Genomic DNA, 19,405 nt, shown 5'->3' with positions numbered 1-19,405 from the left:
TCTATACTAAAGCGTGTCGCGTCATAGCCTCAGGTTGCTCTACACCAATTAGTTTTAAAATAGTAGGAGCTACATCTCCCAAAACGCCATCTTCAATAGATTTTAAATCATTATCAATTAAAATGACAGGAACAGGGTTTGTTGTGTGTGCTGTATTTGGTGTGCCATCTGGGTTTATCATGGTTTCACAGTTTCCGTGGTCGGCAATAAGTAGCGTAGTGTAACCATTTTCAAGAGCTGTGGTCACTACGTCTTTTACGCATACATCTACGGCTTCACAAGCTTTAATAGCAGCTTCCATAACACCGGTATGTCCAACCATATCACCATTTGCAAAATTTAAGCATACAAAATCTACCTCGCCTTTTTGAAGTTCGGGTATTAAGGCATCTCGTAGTTCGTAGGCGCTCATTTCAGGTTTTAAATCGTAGGTAGCCACTTTTGGAGAGTTTCGTAAAATGCGGGTTTCGCCTTTAAAAGGTTCTTCGCGTCCGCCAGAGAAAAAGAACGTAACGTGTGGGTATTTTTCGGTTTCTGCTATACGGATTTGTTTTTTGTTGTATTTTTCTAAAACTTCACCTAAGGTTTCAGTTAAATTATCTTTATTGAAAATGACGTTTACATTTTTATAGGTATCGTCGTAATTTGTAAGCGTTACATAGTGCAAGTTCAATTTATGCATGTTTTGTTCATGAAAATCTTGTTGTGATAAGGCTTCGGTTAGCTCTCTACCACGGTCTGTTCTAAAGTTGAAAAAGATAACAACATCACCATCTTTAATTTTAGCAACGGGTTCACCATCTTTATCAACCATAATGATAGGCTTGATAAACTCATCGGTAACATCATTTTCGTAATTATTTTGAACTGTTTTTGTAACGTTAGTCGATTTTTCGCCGATACTATTCACTAAAGCATCATAGGCGAGTTTTACACGTTCCCAACGTTTATCTCTATCCATAGCATAATAACGTCCTGTTACGGTTGCCAATTTCGTATTGGTGTTTTCTAAATGACTTTCTAATGCCGTTAAAAAACCAAATCCAGATTTTGGATCAACATCACGACCATCTGTAAAAGCATGAATGTAGGTGTTTTTAAGTCCGAAATCGTTGGCAGCATCAATCAATCCAAATAAATGCTTAATGTGTGAGTGTACGCCGCCATCACTTAATAAGCCTAAAAAATGAACATCTTTATTATTGTTTTTTGCATAATTAAAGGCATCCACCAATACTTTTTCGGTATTTAAAGTTTTGTTTTTAACAGCTAAATTAACTTTAACCAAATCTTGATACACAATTCTACCAGCGCCTAAATTCATGTGGCCGACTTCGCTATTTCCCATTTGTCCTTCTGGTAAACCAACATGTAAACCATCGGTTCTCAAGGTAGCGAAAGGGTATTTTTTATATAAAGAATCTATGAAAGGTGTATTTGCATGATCGATAGCTGAAACTTTAGGATCTGGAGAGTTTCCCCAACCGTCAAGTATCATTAAGATGACTTTTTTATTCATTGTTTTTAACATTTTTAACAGAATTCAAAGATACTGAAGTTTGGTAGAATACGATTAAAAAACGAATTGAAAAACACTGGGAATCTTCATTTTTAAAAGAAACTTAAAAAATATGAAATCCGTTAAAAATATGTGAATTAAACGTTAAAAATCTGTTATAAACTATTTTTTGTGTAACAGAATAGAATTTTAGTCGTCTCTTAAATATATCAAAAAACGAATCATTAATCAAAATCAAAAAATCTTTCATCATGAAAAAAACAATCCTTTTTTCTGCAATCGCATTATGTTTCTCTATGGGAACTGTTCATGCAAAAACAGCCAATTTAAACGTTGAAAATTATAGCGTATTACCCGTTTTCAAAGTGAATTCATTTTGTGTTTCTATTGCTAAAGGCGATATAGAAACTGTTAAAAAACTATTGTCGCTAGGCGAAGATGTGAATCAAAAATCTAATGGCATGACCCCAGTTATGTATGCTGCTAAATACAACAGAACTGAAATTTTAGAACTTTTAATTGCCAAAGGAGCCAATTTAAAAGCAAAATCTGATAAAAAAATGACGGCAGCTGACTATGCGAAATTACATGGAGCTACCGATGCTTATGCTATTATTGAGCAAGCATTATCAAAAAAATAATTAGAATCTTTTTATGAACTCATCTTGACTTTTTTAGAAAATAGGAAAAGTCAAGATGAGTTCTATATGATTATTTTGAGTTAGTCACTCTTAAAACCCTGTATTTCAGGGTTTTTTTTGTATTTAGAAATAGCTTCTCTAATTTTTTCTATTCTATTGTTTGGGTCTGGGTGGGTGCTTTGAAATTCAGGAATTCTATTAGGACCTGCGGCGGCTTTTAAAATTTCCATAACACCGATCATTTCTTCTGGGTTATAGCCAGCTTTAATCATAAAGAGCACACCTAAATCATCACTTTCCAATTCGTCATCCCTACCGTTTGTAAGTAGGGTGTTTTGCCCAATACCGGCTACCATTTCGCCCATATCGGCACCAACAGAGCCAGCAGTTGCTAAGCCTTGCCAATAGTCGCTTTCTGCTATGCGTTCGGCACTATGCCTGCCTAAAACATGCCCAATTTCATGCCCCAAAACGCCTGCGAGCTGGTCTTCGTTTTCCAATTTTGAAAATAAAGCATACGTGATAAAAACTTGCCCTCCAGGAAGCGCAAAAGCATTTATGGTATTAGGGTCTGCCAATAAATGAAATTCATATTTGTAAGGTGTTTGTTTTGCAATGCTGTTATTAATTAATTTGTTGCCAACATTATCAACAAAAGCCTGATATTCGTTATTAGGATATAAACCACCGTGTTGTTGTGCCATTTGCGGAGCGCTTTCTAACCCAATAGCAATTTCTTCGTCTGAACTCATTGAAATGGTTTGGGTTCTCCCGGTATAGGGATTTACTTCTTGTTGGCTATATCTTTTAAATACGAAAAAGAGCGCAATGGCAGCACCAATTAATAGTCTAATCTTCAGGTTTTTGCTTCTCATTTTTTTTGCTTCTTAAAAAAAATAAAATTACTAAGAAACTGTTTAAATTTTATCTAAAAGCCATTTTTTGTTTCTTTTTGACCCATATTTCGTTGAATTTTTTTCTAATAGCTCTGCTATTAAAAAAAAATCCGCCTCATCTGATCCAAAAATAATTCAAAAAAGCATCAATAAACAAAACTTAAACAGTTTCTAAAATAGTTTGTGGTTTTATCTATAATTTTTTCCACATCACGTAATGCAAACCAATATCTTTAATATTAAAAGGTTCCCCAATGATTTTATATCCCATTTTTTTGTAAAAGTTCAAGGCTTTTTCTCTGGCATTGCACCAAATAACGTTCATATTTTTTTCCTTTAATAAAGTTTCCCCATAATTTAAAATCACGTTGCCTAATCCTTTGTTTTGATAGGTATTTAAAACAGCCATTCCTCTAAGTTGGTATTGAAATTCTTCGGTAAGTAATTGGTGGTTACATTTAAAAAAAGAACAAACACCTACTAATTTATTGTCTATAAAAACACCTAAATGAAAAGTCGAGCTTAAATTATCACCATCGAAAATGCAAGAATCAATAGGTTTGCCATTTCGTAAAACAGGATGTCTAACGGTGTAAGCTTCTGTTGCAGATATGTCCTTTATAGTATAATTCAAGTTTTGGTACGAATAAGGTTATATCAAACATAAACAAAATTATGTTTTTGATGTAGAACTCGTTTAAACTTTTCACAATTGGCTAAAAAATTGTCCTTTTTTGTCCATGCGCCTCCTGGCCCATTGGCTACGCCGAATCTTCGATTTCACTAAAACAGTCCACAGGACTATTTCTTAACGCTCTGTCCTGTCTTTTCTTCCTTCCTTAGCCCTGCTATGCAACTCAAAAAAGCCTTCAACCGAGCAAAAAATGACTAATTTTCGCGTCAATCAAAAAAGTTTAAATGAGTTCGAATTACACATTCTAAATTATTTATATTCACATAAAAAATAACGATGTCTTTTGCATTTAAAATTATTGAAAAAAATGAGATTTACACTATAATTCCGTTGGTTGAAAAACTGAACGATTATAAAGTGCCTTCAAGTGTTTTAATAGATCGGTTTTCGGAAATGGTAAATCAAAATTATGAATGTGCGGGTATTTATGATGAAAACAAAATAATTGGCATTTGCGGGTTATGGTTTTGCACAAGACATTATTCAGGAAAAAGTGTAGAAGTAGACCATGTGTATATAGAAGATGCTTATAGAGGAAAAGGTTTAGGTAAAGCATTTTTTAAATGGATTTATAATTATGCTAAAGTAAATGGCTGTGAATCAATCGAATTGAATACTTACATAAGTAACCATGCTTCACATAAATTTTATTACAATGAAGGCTTTAATATTTTAGGCTATCATTTTTTAAAAAAGCTATAACTTTTTCTTGTTACTTAAGAAACTGTTTTTATATATTTGCGTTAGAATTGCGGGAGTAGCTCAGTTGGTAGAGCGTCAGCCTTCCAAGCTGAATGTCGCCGGTTCGAACCCGGTCTCCCGCTCTAAAAGCTTCACTTAAACGGTGAGGCTTTTTTTATGCTGAATTTCGTCGTTATTAAAAAGAGTAGGGTGAGAAGTTTATCCTGAGCGTAGACGAAGGGAACCCGGTCTCCCGCTCTAAAAGCTTCACTTAAACGGAGAGGCTTTTTTTATGCTGAATTTCGTCGTTATTAAAAGTGTAGGGTGAGAAGTTTATCCTGAGCGCAGACGAAGGGAACCCGGTCTAAAAGTTTCAGAAATCTAGTCAGACAGGTTTTGTTCAAAAGTATGTAGTTGCTGTCTTTTTGTTGCAAGCCCGTTTGTTTTTGTTTTAGACAGTCTCTGATATTAAAAAAATCGGTTATTAGCTATACAGCTAATAACCGAGGTAGTATCACAATAAACTGTGTGAAATAATTATTTTTTAATAATCTTTTTCAAAATTTCTTTTTCTCCATGATGAATCATTATAAAATAAAGGCCTTTATGAAAATTTCTCATATCTATATCTTGTCTTTCTTCTTTTGACTCTTTTGAGTAAATCAATTGTCCAATAGAATTAAAAACATAGATGCTACTTCTTTGGATTGAAGGTAATCTTACAGTAATAAAATCACTAGTTGGATTAGGATAAACCAATAATGTTGCATCTTGTAATGTAGGGATTTCTTCTACAACGGTTTCCCCAGCTGTATTGGTGTTTTTTCCTGAATTACGCGAACTTGATCCTCCTGTAATTTCAATCCAATCAATATCAGCACTTTCACCACCAGCATTTGTTCTAAGGATAATCTCATTATTACCACTATTTAAGCTTGCTGATACTGTAGAAGTTGTAAATCCAGAGCTTGTTGTTTCAGATAAAGATAAAGTTTGGGAAGAACCGTTAACAATAATAGTTACAGAACTGTTCATGGTTGCTTTTCTGGTATACCTAAACGTTAATTGATAAGTTCCTGAAGAAGAAGCGTTATAATTCCAAACGATTTCTTCACCCATATTATTTGAAAGGTTAATAGCTGTACCATTATCTGCTGACGTATATGATTTTAATGATCCGTCGTAGGAAATTGTTCCTGGATCTGTATCTTCAATACGAGTAGTAGAACTACCTCCTGAACTTCCACCTGATGGTGTTGCTGATGCTGCGTTTGAATTGTAATCAATACCATCAGTACCTCTAACTTTTATCCAATAATAATATGTGGTGCCATTAATTGCTGTATCATCGGTATAACTTCTGGCAGATAAGTCTAGGTTGGTTCCTATTCTAACTCGTCCACTAGGATCGGAATCGATATCCCGATAAACATCTATTCGTGTAACAGAAAGATTACTTATTGTCCAATCAAGACTTACAGAAGCGTCTCCTGCACTTGCTGTAAGATCAATAGAAGGAGATGCTCCCCCTGATGGTGTTGCTGATGCTGCATTAGAGTTAACGGAACCATTCACTTTTACCCAATAATAATAGGTGGTTCCATTACTTGCTGTATTATCAGTATAACTGGTTATACTGGGATCCGCTATGTTTGCTAACTTTAATCTTCCACTTGGATCAGGATCTATATCACGATATACCTCATAAGTAGAAGCCGTTAAGTTACTTACACTCCAGCTTAAACTTACTGAAGCATCTCCAGCGGTAGCAGTAAGAATAACTTCAGGGTCTGGTGCTGTAGTAGTTTCCCCGAATTCAATAGCACCTAAATCAGGATTGGATCCATTATAGCTAATGCCAGATGTTGTTACTCCAGAATCAATTAAATCACTTCCCGATTTTAAGTTAAGAAATCCATTTGAAGTAGGGGCTGCATCAGAACCTGGTGTTAAGGTTTCAAAATCAGAGCTATCGACAGTAAATCCTCCTGTTGCCCCTATGAAAGAGTTTGGAGCTGAGGCATCTCCCCGAATACGATCGTTTGTTGAATTATTAAAAGAAAGATTATTTTTAAATACATGGCTGGCATTATCTCTGGTATGGAAATTATAACTGGCATTATTATATGAAGTATTGTTAGAAAATTCTATAGCACCAATGTTCCCATTATCTGTAAATCCATGTTTCCCATTATTATAAGCAATACTACGTCGTACAATATGATTTACTGTATTGGACGTAGATCCAAGTTTAAATCCGTTTTTATCTCCGCCTCCGGAAGTCCCGCCTGTAGTTAATATTCCATTACTATGAGCAATACAATCTTCAAATAATATTGGGCCTATTGGTCCGGTTTCACTTTTAGTATATAAATCCCATCCATCATCAATATTATGGTGTGCTACACAGCCACGGAAGATGTTTCCTGTGCCACACGTCAGTTTCGCTGCAAATCCATCTGCGTTTTCATTGCCAGAATCACGATTGTCATAAGCTTCACAATTTAATATTAGATTATTTGAAGGCCATTCACTAATTGAATTGGCAGAACTACTATAACGGCTTAATTGAAGTCCTGTATCGTGGTTTTTACGAAAAATACATTCTTCAATTATATTATTGTTCCCAGATAATAGCATGCCATTATCGCCTGCTTCTTCAATGATTATGCCTTTAAAATGCCAGTAGTCACCATCTAAAACAAGACCTCTGTTGGATGAACTTTCTGATAAAGATGAGAAATTAATAACAGGTGTTCCGTTATAAGCAAAAACGTTGTTTAATGATTCAGAAGATCCATTTGAAGATATTACAATTGTTGATGTATAATTGTAAAGACCGCCTTCCATATAGATAGTTCCACCAGAAGATAAATTACTAATAGCATTCTCTAGAGTCGTTGGGGAGGATTGTGTTCCTGAGTTGCTCGATGACCCATTGGGTGATACGTAAATTGTTGATTGTGAAAAAAGAAATAAAGGCAGAAATAATAAAACTGCAAGCATTCCCGAAAGTGCATTTGTTTTCATAAATAATTAGTTTTTAAAATTAGTTAATGTAATCGATTGCTAAAACTAATGTTTATTTTTTGTTTTTTCCTACTTTTTTAATGATTTATTCAGAATATGCTCTTTTATATGTGAAAAAAATACGATTAAATTAATATATGTAGCTTTTTTGTGTAGATTTAGTTGTTCTTAAAAAAAGAAGAGATCTAAATTTATTATTAAAAAAAGGGGCTTTTCTATACAAATCTTTCAAGTGAAAAAAATGTGTAGAATTTGTTTAATTGGCGCCCTCGCTGGTGCGGGTACAATGTCATTAAGTTAAGACGAAAGGCTCAATGTGACAATTTAGAATAAACACGCTTAACTTAATGATATGGGTGCGAGTATCTTGACTGATGGTAGCATAAGTTTTGTAAATATTCTACTTGTACCAGCGGAGGAGAAGTTTATCTTAAGTTTAGCCGAAAGAAACTCCGTATCCATCATAGGAATGTGGTTTTTATGTTCTACAGTTTCTTTTGGTTGCGTGAGGAATTACTCTGAGGTTAATATTTTAAATTAACGAAATCGTGAATGTTTGCATTTGATGTGGAAAGCCCGCAGCAAGGTATGAGCGAGGACTTGCAACAGATAGCCCGACCCAATGGGTACGACCCAATGATGCTATTTTAAATGATTCAGTTGGGTTTCTGGTTCAACTTCGTAAGGTGTTTTGTTATATTCAAATATACGAGCGGTTAATGTGCCTTTTAAAACTATAGAGGTGCCATTTACATTCAACCAACTGCCTTCGCGCAAGCCTATTACAGGAGGTGTATTAAAGTTATGAAACTCCTTTATTCTGGTTTCTCTGGTTTCACCCATGTGGGTACTGTCGGTATCAGGGTCTAAATAATGCGGGTTGATATTGAAAGGTACAAACGCTAGGGCATTGAAACTTGGTGGGTATACAATAGGCATATCGTTAGTGGTTTTTATGGTGAGACCGCAAATATTACTGCCCGCGCTGGTTCCTAAATAGGGCGTGCCATTTTTTATAGTAGTTTGAAGTGCTTCAATTAAATTATTTTTATATAATTGACTGGTCAAAACAAAGGTATTGCCACCACCAACAAATATAGCTTCGGCAGTTTTAATGGCTTCAATAGGGTTTTCAAATTCATGGATACCTTTTACGGCTTTATTAATTTTTACGAAGGCTTCTGCTACTTTTTTTGTATAGTCATCGTGAGAAATACCGCTTGGTCTTGCATAGGGAATAAACAAAATAGTTCTGGCGTTTTTTAAAAACAGGGTTAATTCGGGTAAAATATATTCTAAATAACCACTTCCATGAACGGTTGATGTGCTAGCTATAATTATGTTTTTCATTAAGTTGTTAAATTTGTTTTGTAAAGTTAGACCTTTGAAGGTTTTTACAAAATATTATTAGGATCTAGTTACAGAATTAGTTATTAAGAACTATTTTTAAAGAAAAAAACATGAAAAAAATTATATTTTTATTTACGTTGTTGGTTGGTTTTCAAGTAATATCGCAGGATATAAAGCGGGTTAAGGTTAATGGAAAGCTAATTGTTGAAAGTAACGATATTTCTGGAATAACTATTTTTAACAAATCGTCAAATACTGCCGCTATAACAGATGAAAATGGTGAGTTTGTTATAACAGTTGGTTTAAATGATTTTATAGAAGTTAGCGCATTGCAATTCCAAAACATCAATTTTTATGTTAGCGAGGCTATTCTCAAGTCAAAATCCATGAAAATTTTTTTAATTGAAGAAATTAACAGACTAGATGAAGTTGTTGTAAAGACAAAGGGTTTGTCAGGAGATTTAGTAACAGATATAAAATCAACCAAAACATTTAGTCCAAAATTGGATGCCTTGTATTTTGGTATTAAGCATAGTGACGCATATGATTTTAAAACCGATTATAAGTCGGCAGTAAGTAATACAGCTATGAACTCTCAGAGGCAAACAATGATTAATGGACTTAATATTGTTAATGTTGTCGATCAATTGTTGATTCCTTTATTTAGATCGGAAGTTAAAAATAAAAAGGATTTAGGAGTTCCAGAAGTTCCTGTGGAAGCAATAAAATACTATTTTGCTTCAGAGTTCTTGGTTGATAATTTTGGTATTCCAGAGCATAGGGTTGAAGAGTTTATTAGGTATGTTGAAAACGAAAATTTCGATTATTCATTACTTAATTACGGAAAGGAAATGGAGTTCTTACAATTACTTTATGATAAAAGTTTACAATTTTTGGATATTATAGAAGGCAATTAATTGTTAATGTTTAGATTAAACATTAACACTTTAACAAAAGTTTAAAATGGTTTTTCATTTTATTTAAGAGTTTGTGTACGTTATTTATCGGACCAAACTATAAATATGCCAACTATCAGATTTAGTATTCTTGTTTTTCTTTTTTTGTACCAAGTTACTTTTTCACAATCCGTAGAAATTTCAGGAAAAGTAGATAGTAAAATTGAGGTAGAAAATATACATGTCATAAATAAAACAGCACAAGTTTTTACCATAACAAATAACAAAGGCGAATTTAAAATCTCAGCCAGTTTGAATGATACCATAATATTTTCATCTATACAGCACCAACCAAAAACGGTGGTTGTAGATAAAAACATGGTGTTGTTTAAAGCCATTAAGATTGCTTTAGATGAGCAAGTTAACGAGTTGGATGAGGTTATTGTTGGCAGAGTGCTTACAGGGAATTTGCTTTCAGATATTAAAAATGTAAAAGGCGATGCCCCTATTAACTTTTATGATGTTGGCATTCCAGGATATACAGGGAAACCCGCAACACAAAGCGAACGACGGCTGAATGAAGCAACCACGGGAGCAGGCTTTATACCATTAAATCCCATTTTAAATGCCATTTCAGGAAGAACAAAAATGTTGAAAAACAGAGTTAAACTTGAAGAGAGAGAAGCATTGATGCAAAGTATAAAAGGAAGATTATCAAAAGATTTTTTTATGTCAAACCCTTTAGATGAAGCATTAAAAATGGATTTCTTCTATTTCTGTGCTGACGACGAAAACTTTATTAAATACTGTAAAAACGAAACCGATTTTAAAATATTAATATTCTTAAAGCATAAGTATAAGCAGTATATGGAGAATTTGAAACTAAATGGACAATGATTTTTTGGAATACTTTTTGAAACACCCATTGTAAAATAATTACTTTAGCAAAAAACAAACACTTCACTTAAAAGACTTATATGAAACGCCTGTTAATACTAGTAATAGTTCCTCTTTTATCCTTTGTTGCCATTCATAAGTATTATATAAGTGTTACTCAAATAGACTATTTGCAAAACAAACAATCGGTTCAAATTACAACAAGAATTTTTATTGACGATTTAGAAAAGCTATTGAGGGAACGTTATGACGAGACTATAACTTTAGCAAGTGTAAACGAGTCAAACACTACAGATTTATATATTGAACGCTACTTAAATGAAAAAATAAAAATAAAAATTAATAATAAAGAAGCAAATCTGTCTTTTATAGGAAAAGAATATGATGTAGATATTGTTAAATGTTATTTGGAAATTGAGGGTGTTAAAAAAATAGAATCTTTCGAAATTAGTAACGAAGTGCTATTCGATTTGTTTAGCGACCAACAAAACATCATTAAAACAAAAATTAATTCACAGCAAAAAAGCGTTATTCTTTTTCGTCAAAACCCTAGTGCCTTGTTAAAATTCAACTAAAAAAAAGTTAATTATTTTATTATTCTTTGTGTTTTTTTGTTTTTTGTAGTAATAAAATAATTATAATTGCAAAAAGCTGTTATTTTTTTAATGCATAAAAATTTATAATGATAAAATTCAAGTATTATTTTTTGTCAATATTTTTTATATCGACATCGTTGTTTTCCCAAAATCAAGAAAAGCAAGAGCGCAAACCAGGGCATACCAATATAAATAAATTTAGGCAGTTGTATGACGAGTTTTCAACACCAAACATGTATCGATCGGCTTCAGGTGCACCAGGTGCAGCATACTACCAACAACAAGCCGATTACAAAATGGATATTGTTTTAGATGATAAAAATACGAAACTATCTGGTTTTGAAACCATTACCTATTTTAATAATTCCCCGGACGATTTAAAGTATTTATGGGTTCAGCTAGATCAAAATAAGCGTGCTAAAGATTCTAAAAGCCCTTTAATAGAAGAGAGTAGTGTGACTCAAGTTAAAAGACCAGAAGATTTTGTTAAAGATTACTTGACAGATCCGTTCGATGGCGGTTTTAATATCGAAGAAGTAAAAGATGCTAGTGGTAATCCGCTTCAATATACTGTTAATAGTACCATGATGCGTGTCGAATTACCTAAAGTATTAAAGGCTGGAGGAAAAACGTCATTCTCTATTAAATGGTGGTATAATATAAATAACCACGTAACCGACAGAGCGCGTTCTGGTTACGAATATTTTGAAAAAGATGGTAATAGAGCGTATGTTATTGCTCAGTTTTTCCCAAGGATGGCAGTATATAATGATGTAGAGGGATGGCAAAATTCGCAGTTCTGGGGACGCGACGAGTTTGCGCTTCCATTTGGTAATTACGAAGTAAATATTACAGTACCTGCAGATCATATTTTAGATGGAACTGGGGAATTGATGAACAGAAAAGAGGTGTTTACCAAAACCATGATGGATCGCTACGAACTGGCAAAAAAGACATACGATAAGCCTGTTTTAATTGTAACACAAGCCGAAGTTGAAGCTGCTGAAAAAGGCTTTTCAGAGAAAACAAAAACGTGGAAACTAAAAGCAGAAAACGTACGCGATTTTGCTTTTGCAACATCAAGAAAGTTTATTTGGGACATGATGGCTGTTAAAATTGGCAATAAAGATGTTATGGCAGTGTCCATGTATCCTAAAGAAGGAAATCCACTTTGGGAAGACTGGTCAACTAGAGTTGTGGCAAGTACTTTAGAATCATATTCTAAGATGACATTCGATTACCCATACCATAAAGCTATTTCGGTGCATGCAAAAAACCAAGGGATGGAATACCCTATGATTTGCTGGAATTATGGTCGTCCAGATGAAGATGGCAAATACAGTGACCGTGTTAAGTATGGCATGATGGGAGTCATAGTCCATGAAATAGGGCATAACTTTTTCCCAATGATAGTAAATAGCGACGAACGTCAATGGACTTGGATGGACGAAGGTTTAAACACTTTTCTTCAATATGTAGCTGAACAGGAATTTGGAGAAAAATATCCTTCGGCATTATCGCCAGAAGACAAAACATTCCCTTCCGATCGCGGCCCTGCTCGTATGATAGTGCCTTATATGGGTGGTGACCAAGATTTTATTGCCCCAATTATGAGTAAAGGTCTTAATGTATATCAATTCGGAAATAATGCGTATGGTAAACCAGCCACCGCATTAAATATTTTAAGAGAAACCGTAATGGGGCGTGAGTTGTTTGATTATGCATTTAAAGAATATTCACATCGTTGGATGTTTAAGCACCCAACACCAGAAGACTTTTTTAGAACTATGGAAGATGCCTCTGCAATGGATTTAGATTGGTTTTGGAGAGGTTGGTTTTACTCCACCGATTGGGTGGACATCGGGGTTAAAGAAGTAAAAAAATATTATGTATCGTCAGAGCCTAATCAATATATCAAGGAGTATTTAGAAAAAAATGGTCGGACAGTAAAAGATCTTATTCCTTTGGTTTATATGGTTGAAGAGGGAAGCGATGATTATAAAGAAGAACTAAAAAATGGAACACTATTAGATAATTCGAAGCCTCTTAAAGAATATTTAATGGATAATTTTACAGAAGCTGAACGTAAAAATATCAAGACACCAAAATATTTTTACAATATCACATTTAATAAACCGGGAGGTCTTGTCATGCCAATCATTGTTAAGTTTACCTATGCAGATGGTACTTCGAAAATGGAAACATATCCTGCTGAAATATGGCGTTTAAACGATAAAGAAGTGAGTAAAGCGATTGCTTCAGAAAAAGAAATTACGGCTATTGAAATTGATCCTGATTTAGAAACTGCCGATATAGATATTTCCAATAACTCTTGGCCAAAAATAGATGTTCCAACTGAGTTTGATACCTTTAAAGAAAAAGCTAAAGAATAATATTTAAATAAAAGGCCAACTTATTAGTTGGCTTTTTTATTTTATTTAACGTCGTAATTTTTAAAAGTATTCAAACAACTTACTATATTTGCATCGTGATACTACAAGCTACATTTTTATTTATCAGTGGTGCAGAAATAGCTTTTATACTATTTATTGTTATCATGGTTTTTGGTGCTGATAAATTGCCTGAAATTGCTCGTAATTTGGGTAAAGGCATGCGTACACTTAAAGATGCCACTAACGATATTAAGCACGAGATAACCAAAAGCGCCGAAAAAAATGGCATCGATACCAGTATTGTTTCCGATGTTAAAAAGGAATTGGATAGTGTCAAAGACGATTTAGGAGATTTTACAGGTTCTGTAAAAAGAAAATTGTAAATTTCATTCTAATTTATTGGTGCGTTACCATAGCCTTCATCCCTAACGCATTATAAAGACTATTAAAGTTTTCTACTAATAGTCAACCCATCTCTTATAGGCAATAAAACCGTTTCAATTCTTGGGTCTTCTTTTAAAAGCGTATTATAATCTAAAACGGCTTTTGTAGAAGCATCTTTAGGATCTAGAGGTTCTACTACTTTTCCGTGCCACAATACATTATCCGATAAAATAATACCACCAGGGTTTAGTTTGTCTATAATTAAATGAAAGTAATTAACATAGTTAGGCTTATCGGCATCAATAAAAATCAAATCAAACGTTTTTTCAAGTTTCGGAATAACATCTAATGCATTGCCCAAATGCTGGAATATTTGGTGCCCATATTCAGACTTATCAAAATATTTCCTTTGAAAATCCACCAATTCCTCATTAATATCAATGGTATGGATTTCGCCATCTTTTTGTAAACCCTCAGCTAAACACAAGGTTGCATAACCCGTAAACGTACCTAATTCTAGTATAGCGTTTGGGTTTGTTAATTTTGAAATCATACTCAATACACGCCCTTGGTACGGACCACTAAGCATGATGGGTTGTAATATTTTTTGATAGGTTTCGCGTGTTAATTGTTGTAATAATTCTGGTTCAGCTTCAGAATGTGCTACTATATAATTGTCTAATTCTTCAGGTAAAAAGTGCATAAAAGTTGTAAAAAATAGTTTGATGGTTTGTCAGGTCGAGCGCAGTCGGGGTTTGTCAGGTCGAGCGCAGTCGAGACCTATTCGGTATTTGGATTATATTTTGAATGAGTTGCATTTCTACACTCAGCTAGAATTTGTAACATACTATATTCTTCATAAGCTAATGCCATTTTCTTTTTTGAGCTCCAATTTTTTATCTTCTTTTCAAAATATATAGCTTGATTTACATCATTGAATTCTTGATAAAACACTAACTCTAAAGGTCTTCGTTTATAAGTAAAACAAGTTTTATTCAATCCTTTTTGGTGTTCTTCAAATCGTCTTGAAATATTATTGGTCATCCCAGTATAAGTTAGACCATCAGAACATTTTAATATATAAACAAAATACGATTTCATAATAAACCTCTCGACTGCGCTCGAGGGGACATTTAACTAATAATCCTATTAATTAATTTTTGTTTAGCTGTTTCATCATCGCCACACAGCCATTGTATCACATTGTCTTGCCAAATGGTGTCGCGTTCTGCTTCTGTTATGATGTTTTGTTCTATGGCCAAATCTAATATTTTTCCTGGATATGACGATTGTTTGGCGCTTTCCATTTCCCCTAAAGGATACGGGTCGTCTAAACCCATTAAAACTTGTTTAGATCCTTGGTTTTTAATTAGTAATTGTAAGCCACCAGTATCATGCACCAAGGTGTCAAAGAAAATATTTTTATGCCCAACGGCTTTTCTTGGGTGGTGTTTGCCTTCAAATAAATCGGGTCTGCCATCAAACCCTTGAATGCGTCTCCCCAAATTTATTTGAGCCAATTGACCGCCATGCGCAAAACAAGTCCGCATGTTAGGGTATTTTTCTTGATAACCATTCAAAGTTAAAAAATGGTACGCATCAGCACATTGTGCCAACATCCAAATAAGGTGAAAACGCCACGACGTATTTTCTAACTTAATGAATTTTTCACCATCATACGGATGAATTTCAACTGCTAAATTGTATTTGTTGGCCAATTCAAAAATAGGCTCGTTTTCTTCGTCAAAAATACAACGCCAGGTTCCAATGGTATCCATATAATGCGTTGGCAGGCAAAGTAGTTGCATGCCATGGGTTTCAACACAGCGTTCAATCTCCCAACAGGCACTGCGCACAAAACCAGGATGCACAACAAATCCACAAGTAAATTTACTAGGGTTTTCATGTTGGATACGTGCATTAAAATCGTTTTGAAAGCGTAATGCTTGTTTCATTTCCTCTACACGCAATCCATTACCATAAAGCTGAGATAGGTTTAAAACCACAGCATGGTCTATATTGTAGCGCGCCATCCATTCTAATTTTTCATTTAAAAAAAAACTAGAATCCGTTACAGGTCGGCTCCAATCTTTTTGAAGCATAAATTTTCTGTCTTTGTCAACCCAAAAAATGCCTTTTTCACGCATGAAATCTGGAATTTCCTCTGGATATGGCAGTAGGTGCGAATGACCGTTAATTCTTAATTTGCGTTTTTCCATTTTATTGTCATTGAGCGACTTTTACGTTGCGGCAATCTTTTACTGTTTTTTTAAGATTACTTCGTCATACTTCCTAGTAACGACGAATATATTTAATATTTTCACTAATCACTAATCACTAATCACTAATCACTAATCACTAATCACTAATCACTAATCACTAATCACTAATCACTAATCACTAATCACTAATCACTAATCACTAATCACTAATCACTAATCACTAATCACTAATCACTTTTTTAGGTGGCTCCATGACGTAAGTACATTTGGTACAGGTACGTTTTTCTTCATCGCTATAAAACTTATCAAAAATTTTAGGCATATCGGTTTCAATATTATCCAATTTGAATTTCTTTCTATACAGTAAATTGTTGCACTTTTCGCAGTACCATTCTAAGGCGTCTTTCATTTTTTTAGAACGTGGATACTCAATTACCAAACCAACCGTATTGGCAGCACGTTGTGGCGAATGTGGCACTTTTGCAGGTAACAAGTAAATGTCGCCTTCGTTTATATGGATGTCTTTTGGTTTATTTCCATCCATAATTTTTAATACCATATTACCTTCAACTTGATAGAAAAATTCAGGGGTTTTGTTGTAATGGTAATCCTTTCGGTTATTGGGACCACCAACTACCATGACAATAAATTCACCATTTTCCCAAACCACTTTATTGCCAACAGGTGGTTTTAATAAATGGCGGTTTTCTTCAATCCAAGCTTTAAAATTTAAAGGAGAAACTAGTTTGCTCATATTTATATATTTTGGGCGTGTCTATCCCGATAACTATCGGGAGGGTCGGACTTTATGTGCTACACGATGGCTTGCTTCAAATGTGAAGCATTCGCGATTTCATTAATTTAGAAAAAATAAACCAATGAGTCATCCTTCCACGCAGAATTATTAGTTATAAAGTTACAAACTTTTTGTTCTTCCACCATCAACAGGTATGTTAATTCCGTTAATATAACTAGCTGCTTCACTTGCTAAAAATGTAATAACGTTGGCGGTTTCTTCGGGTTGGGCAAACCGTTTTGCAGGGCTGTAGCTTTTCATTATTTCGGTCATGTCTTCAACCGTAGCGCCTTCATGATTTGCTTTGATTTTAATGATTTCGGCTAAGCGTTCCGTATCGGTAAAACCAGGTAGCACATTATTTACGGTAATGCCAAAAGCACCTACTTCTATCGATAAGGTTTTGCTCCAATTTCCAACAGCACCTCTAATGGTATTGCTTACTCCAAGTCCTGGAATAGGCTCTTTAACAGATGTGGAAATAACGTTAATAATTCTACCAAAGCCTTCTTCTTTCATAAACGGAATGGTGGCCTGCGCCAAAACGTGGTTACATTTTAAATGCATAATAAATGCATTGTCAAATTCATCTAAACTAGCGTTTAAAATATCGCCACTTCTTGGACCACCAGTGTTGTTTATAAGAATATGGAACCCGTGGTTTTCATCGATAAACTTTATTGTTTTCTCTTGAACATCTCGTGGGTTGGTAAAATCGGCTACAATAAAACTGTGGTTTTCGCTATTTGGTAATTCGGCTAAAGTTTGTTTTAGTTTATCTCTATTTCTAGCAACTAAAGTAACGTTTACACCTTCGTTAGCCAATGCTATGGCGGTTGCTTTTCCAATGCCTTGTGTGCTTCCACAAACTAAGGCGTTTTTGTTTTTTAGGTTTAGGTTCATAGTTTTATATTTTATTCCTGTTGAAGCGGGAATTTCATATTTAAATTTTGATTGTCAATATTTTATGCAAATGTTCTTAGCTTCAGTAAAAAAGCGTAATGCTTCAAAACCGCCTTCGCGACCCACTCCAGATGCTTTCATACCGCCAAAAGGCGTGCGTAAATCGCGAAGCATCCAAGTATTTACCCAAATAATACCAGTTTGCAGTTGGCTCGTTAATCTCATGGTGCGTTTTAAATTAGTGGTCCAAATGGTTGCCGACAGACCGTATTTTACCGCGTTTGCCATTTGTAAAACTTCGGTTTCTGTATTAAAAGGCATAATGGTTACCACAGGTCCAAAGACTTCTTCTTGGTTTATTTTGCAATCGTTAGTATTTATTTCTATAACGGTTGGTGCTAAATAATAACCATTTTCATAATCTTTAATGACTATTTTGTTGCCGCCACATAAAACAATGCCGTTTTCTTTTTTAGCTATTTCAATATAGTTTAAAACTTTTTCTAAATGTTGTTTTGAAACCAAAGCGCCAACATCCGTAGTTTCGTTTGATGGATGCCCAACTTTAAGTTGCTTTACTTTTTCTATAAAATCTATTTTAAATTTTTTATAAATGGAAGCTTCTACAAAAATGCGGCTTCCACACAAACAAATTTGTCCTTGATTTGAAAACGATGCGAGTACTGTTGTTTTTAACATCTCATCATAGTCGCAATCTGCAAAAATAATGTTTGGGTTTTTCCCACCGAGTTCCAATGATAATTTTTTGAATAAGGGTGCCGCTATTTTGGCTATATGAGCACCTGTTTTTGTGCCACCGGTAAAAGAAATGGCTTTAATATTAGGCTGCTCCACAATGGCTTGCCCAGTAGTAGAACCTAAACCGTGTACAATGTTTAAAACACCTTTGGGTAAACCAGCTTCGTTGCAAATACTTCCTAAAAGAAAGGCTGTCATAGGAGTGATTTCACTGGGTTTGGCAACGACACAATTTCCAGCAGCAATAGCTGGAGCAATTTTCCAGGTAAATAAGTAGAGAGGAAGGTTCCAAGGTGAAATACACCCTACAACCCCCATAGGTTGACGTAAGGTATAATTAATGGCATCGTGTCCAATACTTTCGTGACTTTCACTTGCAAATTGTGTAATGGCGTTTCCGAAAAAGCGAAAATTATTAGCTGCTCTTGGAATGTCAACTGATTTTGCTAAACTAATGGGTTTGCCATTGTCCTTACTTTCAGCTTCTGCAAAGCGTTGTAAATTGGATTCTAGTAATTCTGAAATTTTAATTAAGATTCTGCTACGCTCATCTAAAGTGGTTTGTGACCAACTTGGAAAAGCAGATTTTGCTGCGATATAAGCATTTTCTACATCAACGCTTGATGAATTAGGTATCTGTCCATAGACTTGTCCATTAGAAGGATTGTAATTGTCTAGCCAATTATTGTCAATTGGATCGTGAAATTTGCCGTTTATGTAGTTTTGGATTTTCATTTTTCCTTTTTTG

18 protein-coding genes and 1 tRNA gene are annotated in these 19,405 nt (G+C 34.4%); 8 read left to right on the top strand and 11 right to left on the bottom strand.

The window, feature by feature from the left end; translation table 11 throughout:
- Position 1: 1 nt before the first annotated feature.
- Complete coding sequence (gpmI, locus tag CJ739_RS03930; RefSeq protein ID WP_117178711.1) at positions 2-1,519, bottom strand: 2,3-bisphosphoglycerate-independent phosphoglycerate mutase; 1,518 nt, start codon at positions 1,517-1,519, stop codon at positions 2-4.
- 251 nt (positions 1,520-1,770) lie between these two features.
- On the opposite strand from gpmI, the gene CJ739_RS03925 reads away from it, so the two are divergent.
- Entirely contained in the window at positions 1,771-2,160 is a 390-nt protein-coding gene (locus CJ739_RS03925) for an ankyrin repeat domain-containing protein (RefSeq protein WP_117172739.1), read from the top strand.
- An 80-nt stretch (positions 2,161-2,240) separates the two neighbouring features.
- On the opposite strand, the gene CJ739_RS03920 is transcribed toward CJ739_RS03925, so the two are convergent.
- Both CJ739_RS03920 and CJ739_RS03915 read right to left on the bottom strand, forming a co-directional pair.
- A complete protein-coding gene (locus tag CJ739_RS03920; RefSeq protein WP_117172738.1) occupies positions 2,241-3,035 on the bottom strand; it encodes a M48 family metalloprotease in 795 nt (264 codons plus the stop codon).
- 214 nt (positions 3,036-3,249) lie between these two features.
- The gene (locus CJ739_RS03915) at positions 3,250-3,690 is read right to left on the bottom strand and encodes a GNAT family N-acetyltransferase (protein WP_117172737.1); all 441 of its coding nucleotides are present in this window, start codon (positions 3,688-3,690) and stop codon (positions 3,250-3,252) included.
- A gap of 336 nt (positions 3,691-4,026) precedes the next feature.
- Between CJ739_RS03915 and CJ739_RS03910 the strand changes: the two genes are divergently transcribed.
- Positions 4,027-4,452, top strand: coding sequence for a GNAT family N-acetyltransferase (locus CJ739_RS03910; protein WP_117172736.1), 426 nt, complete (start codon positions 4,027-4,029; stop codon positions 4,450-4,452).
- A 49-nt stretch (positions 4,453-4,501) separates the two neighbouring features.
- Positions 4,502-4,574 (top strand) — tRNA-Gly (locus tag CJ739_RS03905).
- 394 nt (positions 4,575-4,968) lie between these two features.
- Here the strand turns inward: CJ739_RS03905 and CJ739_RS03900 are convergent.
- Together CJ739_RS03900 and pepE are read right to left on the bottom strand one after the other, a co-directional pair.
- Entirely contained in the window at positions 4,969-7,461 is a 2,493-nt protein-coding gene (locus CJ739_RS03900) for a right-handed parallel beta-helix repeat-containing protein (protein ID WP_117172735.1), read from the bottom strand.
- Between the two features lie 642 nt (positions 7,462-8,103).
- Entirely contained in the window at positions 8,104-8,811 is a 708-nt protein-coding gene (gene pepE / locus CJ739_RS03895; RefSeq protein WP_117172734.1) for a dipeptidase PepE, read from the bottom strand.
- Positions 8,812-8,921: 110 nt separating this feature from the next.
- On the opposite strand from pepE, the gene CJ739_RS03890 reads away from it, so the two are divergent.
- The 5 genes from CJ739_RS03890 (at position 8,922) to CJ739_RS03870 (ending at position 13,976) form a co-directional block, all read left to right on the top strand.
- On the top strand, positions 8,922-9,728 hold the full coding sequence (locus tag CJ739_RS03890) for a carboxypeptidase-like regulatory domain-containing protein (protein WP_117172733.1): 807 nt from the start codon (positions 8,922-8,924) through the stop codon (positions 9,726-9,728).
- A gap of 105 nt (positions 9,729-9,833) precedes the next feature.
- Entirely contained in the window at positions 9,834-10,604 is a 771-nt protein-coding gene (locus CJ739_RS03885; RefSeq protein ID WP_117172732.1) for a peptidase associated/transthyretin-like domain-containing protein, read from the top strand.
- A gap of 80 nt (positions 10,605-10,684) precedes the next feature.
- On the top strand, positions 10,685-11,179 hold the full coding sequence (locus CJ739_RS03880; protein WP_117172731.1) for a DUF6702 family protein: 495 nt from the start codon (positions 10,685-10,687) through the stop codon (positions 11,177-11,179).
- Positions 11,180-11,286: 107 nt separating this feature from the next.
- Entirely contained in the window at positions 11,287-13,593 is a 2,307-nt protein-coding gene (locus CJ739_RS03875; RefSeq protein WP_117172730.1) for a M1 family metallopeptidase, read from the top strand.
- Positions 13,594-13,688: 95 nt separating this feature from the next.
- Positions 13,689-13,976, top strand: coding sequence for a Sec-independent protein translocase subunit TatA/TatB (locus tag CJ739_RS03870; protein WP_117172729.1), 288 nt, complete (start codon positions 13,689-13,691; stop codon positions 13,974-13,976).
- Positions 13,977-14,038: 62 nt separating this feature from the next.
- Here CJ739_RS03870 and CJ739_RS03865 read toward each other — a convergent pair whose 3' ends face one another.
- The 6 genes from CJ739_RS03865 to CJ739_RS03840 all read right to left on the bottom strand — a co-directional run bounded on the left by CJ739_RS03865 (position 14,039) and on the right by CJ739_RS03840 (position 19,392).
- A complete protein-coding gene (locus tag CJ739_RS03865; RefSeq protein WP_117172728.1) occupies positions 14,039-14,680 on the bottom strand; it encodes an O-methyltransferase in 642 nt (213 codons plus the stop codon).
- Between the two features lie 77 nt (positions 14,681-14,757).
- Entirely contained in the window at positions 14,758-15,078 is a 321-nt protein-coding gene (locus CJ739_RS03860) for a GIY-YIG nuclease family protein (protein WP_117172727.1), read from the bottom strand.
- A gap of 32 nt (positions 15,079-15,110) precedes the next feature.
- Positions 15,111-16,196 carry an amidohydrolase family protein gene (locus CJ739_RS03855; RefSeq protein WP_117172726.1) on the bottom strand — a complete coding sequence of 362 codons (1,086 nt, stop codon included), beginning with the start codon at positions 16,194-16,196 and terminating at the stop codon, positions 15,111-15,113.
- A 223-nt stretch (positions 16,197-16,419) separates the two neighbouring features.
- Positions 16,420-16,953: a 3-hydroxyanthranilate 3,4-dioxygenase gene (locus tag CJ739_RS03850; RefSeq protein ID WP_117172725.1), complete on the bottom strand. Its 534-nt coding sequence runs from the start codon at positions 16,951-16,953 to the stop codon at positions 16,420-16,422.
- Positions 16,954-17,115: 162 nt separating this feature from the next.
- Positions 17,116-17,898, bottom strand: coding sequence for an SDR family oxidoreductase (locus tag CJ739_RS03845; protein ID WP_117172724.1), 783 nt, complete (start codon positions 17,896-17,898; stop codon positions 17,116-17,118).
- A 54-nt stretch (positions 17,899-17,952) separates the two neighbouring features.
- Positions 17,953-19,392 (bottom strand): aldehyde dehydrogenase, encoded by a 1,440-nt coding sequence (locus tag CJ739_RS03840; RefSeq protein ID WP_117172723.1) that lies wholly within the window; start codon positions 19,390-19,392, stop codon positions 17,953-17,955.
- Positions 19,393-19,405 lie beyond the last annotated feature (13 nt).

This window comes from Mariniflexile sp. TRM1-10 (assembly GCF_003425985.1).
GTDB lineage: Bacteria > Bacteroidota > Bacteroidia > Flavobacteriales > Flavobacteriaceae > Mariniflexile.
Note: the sequence above shows the minus strand (reverse complement) of the source record. Positions and strands in the feature narration are given on the sequence as shown.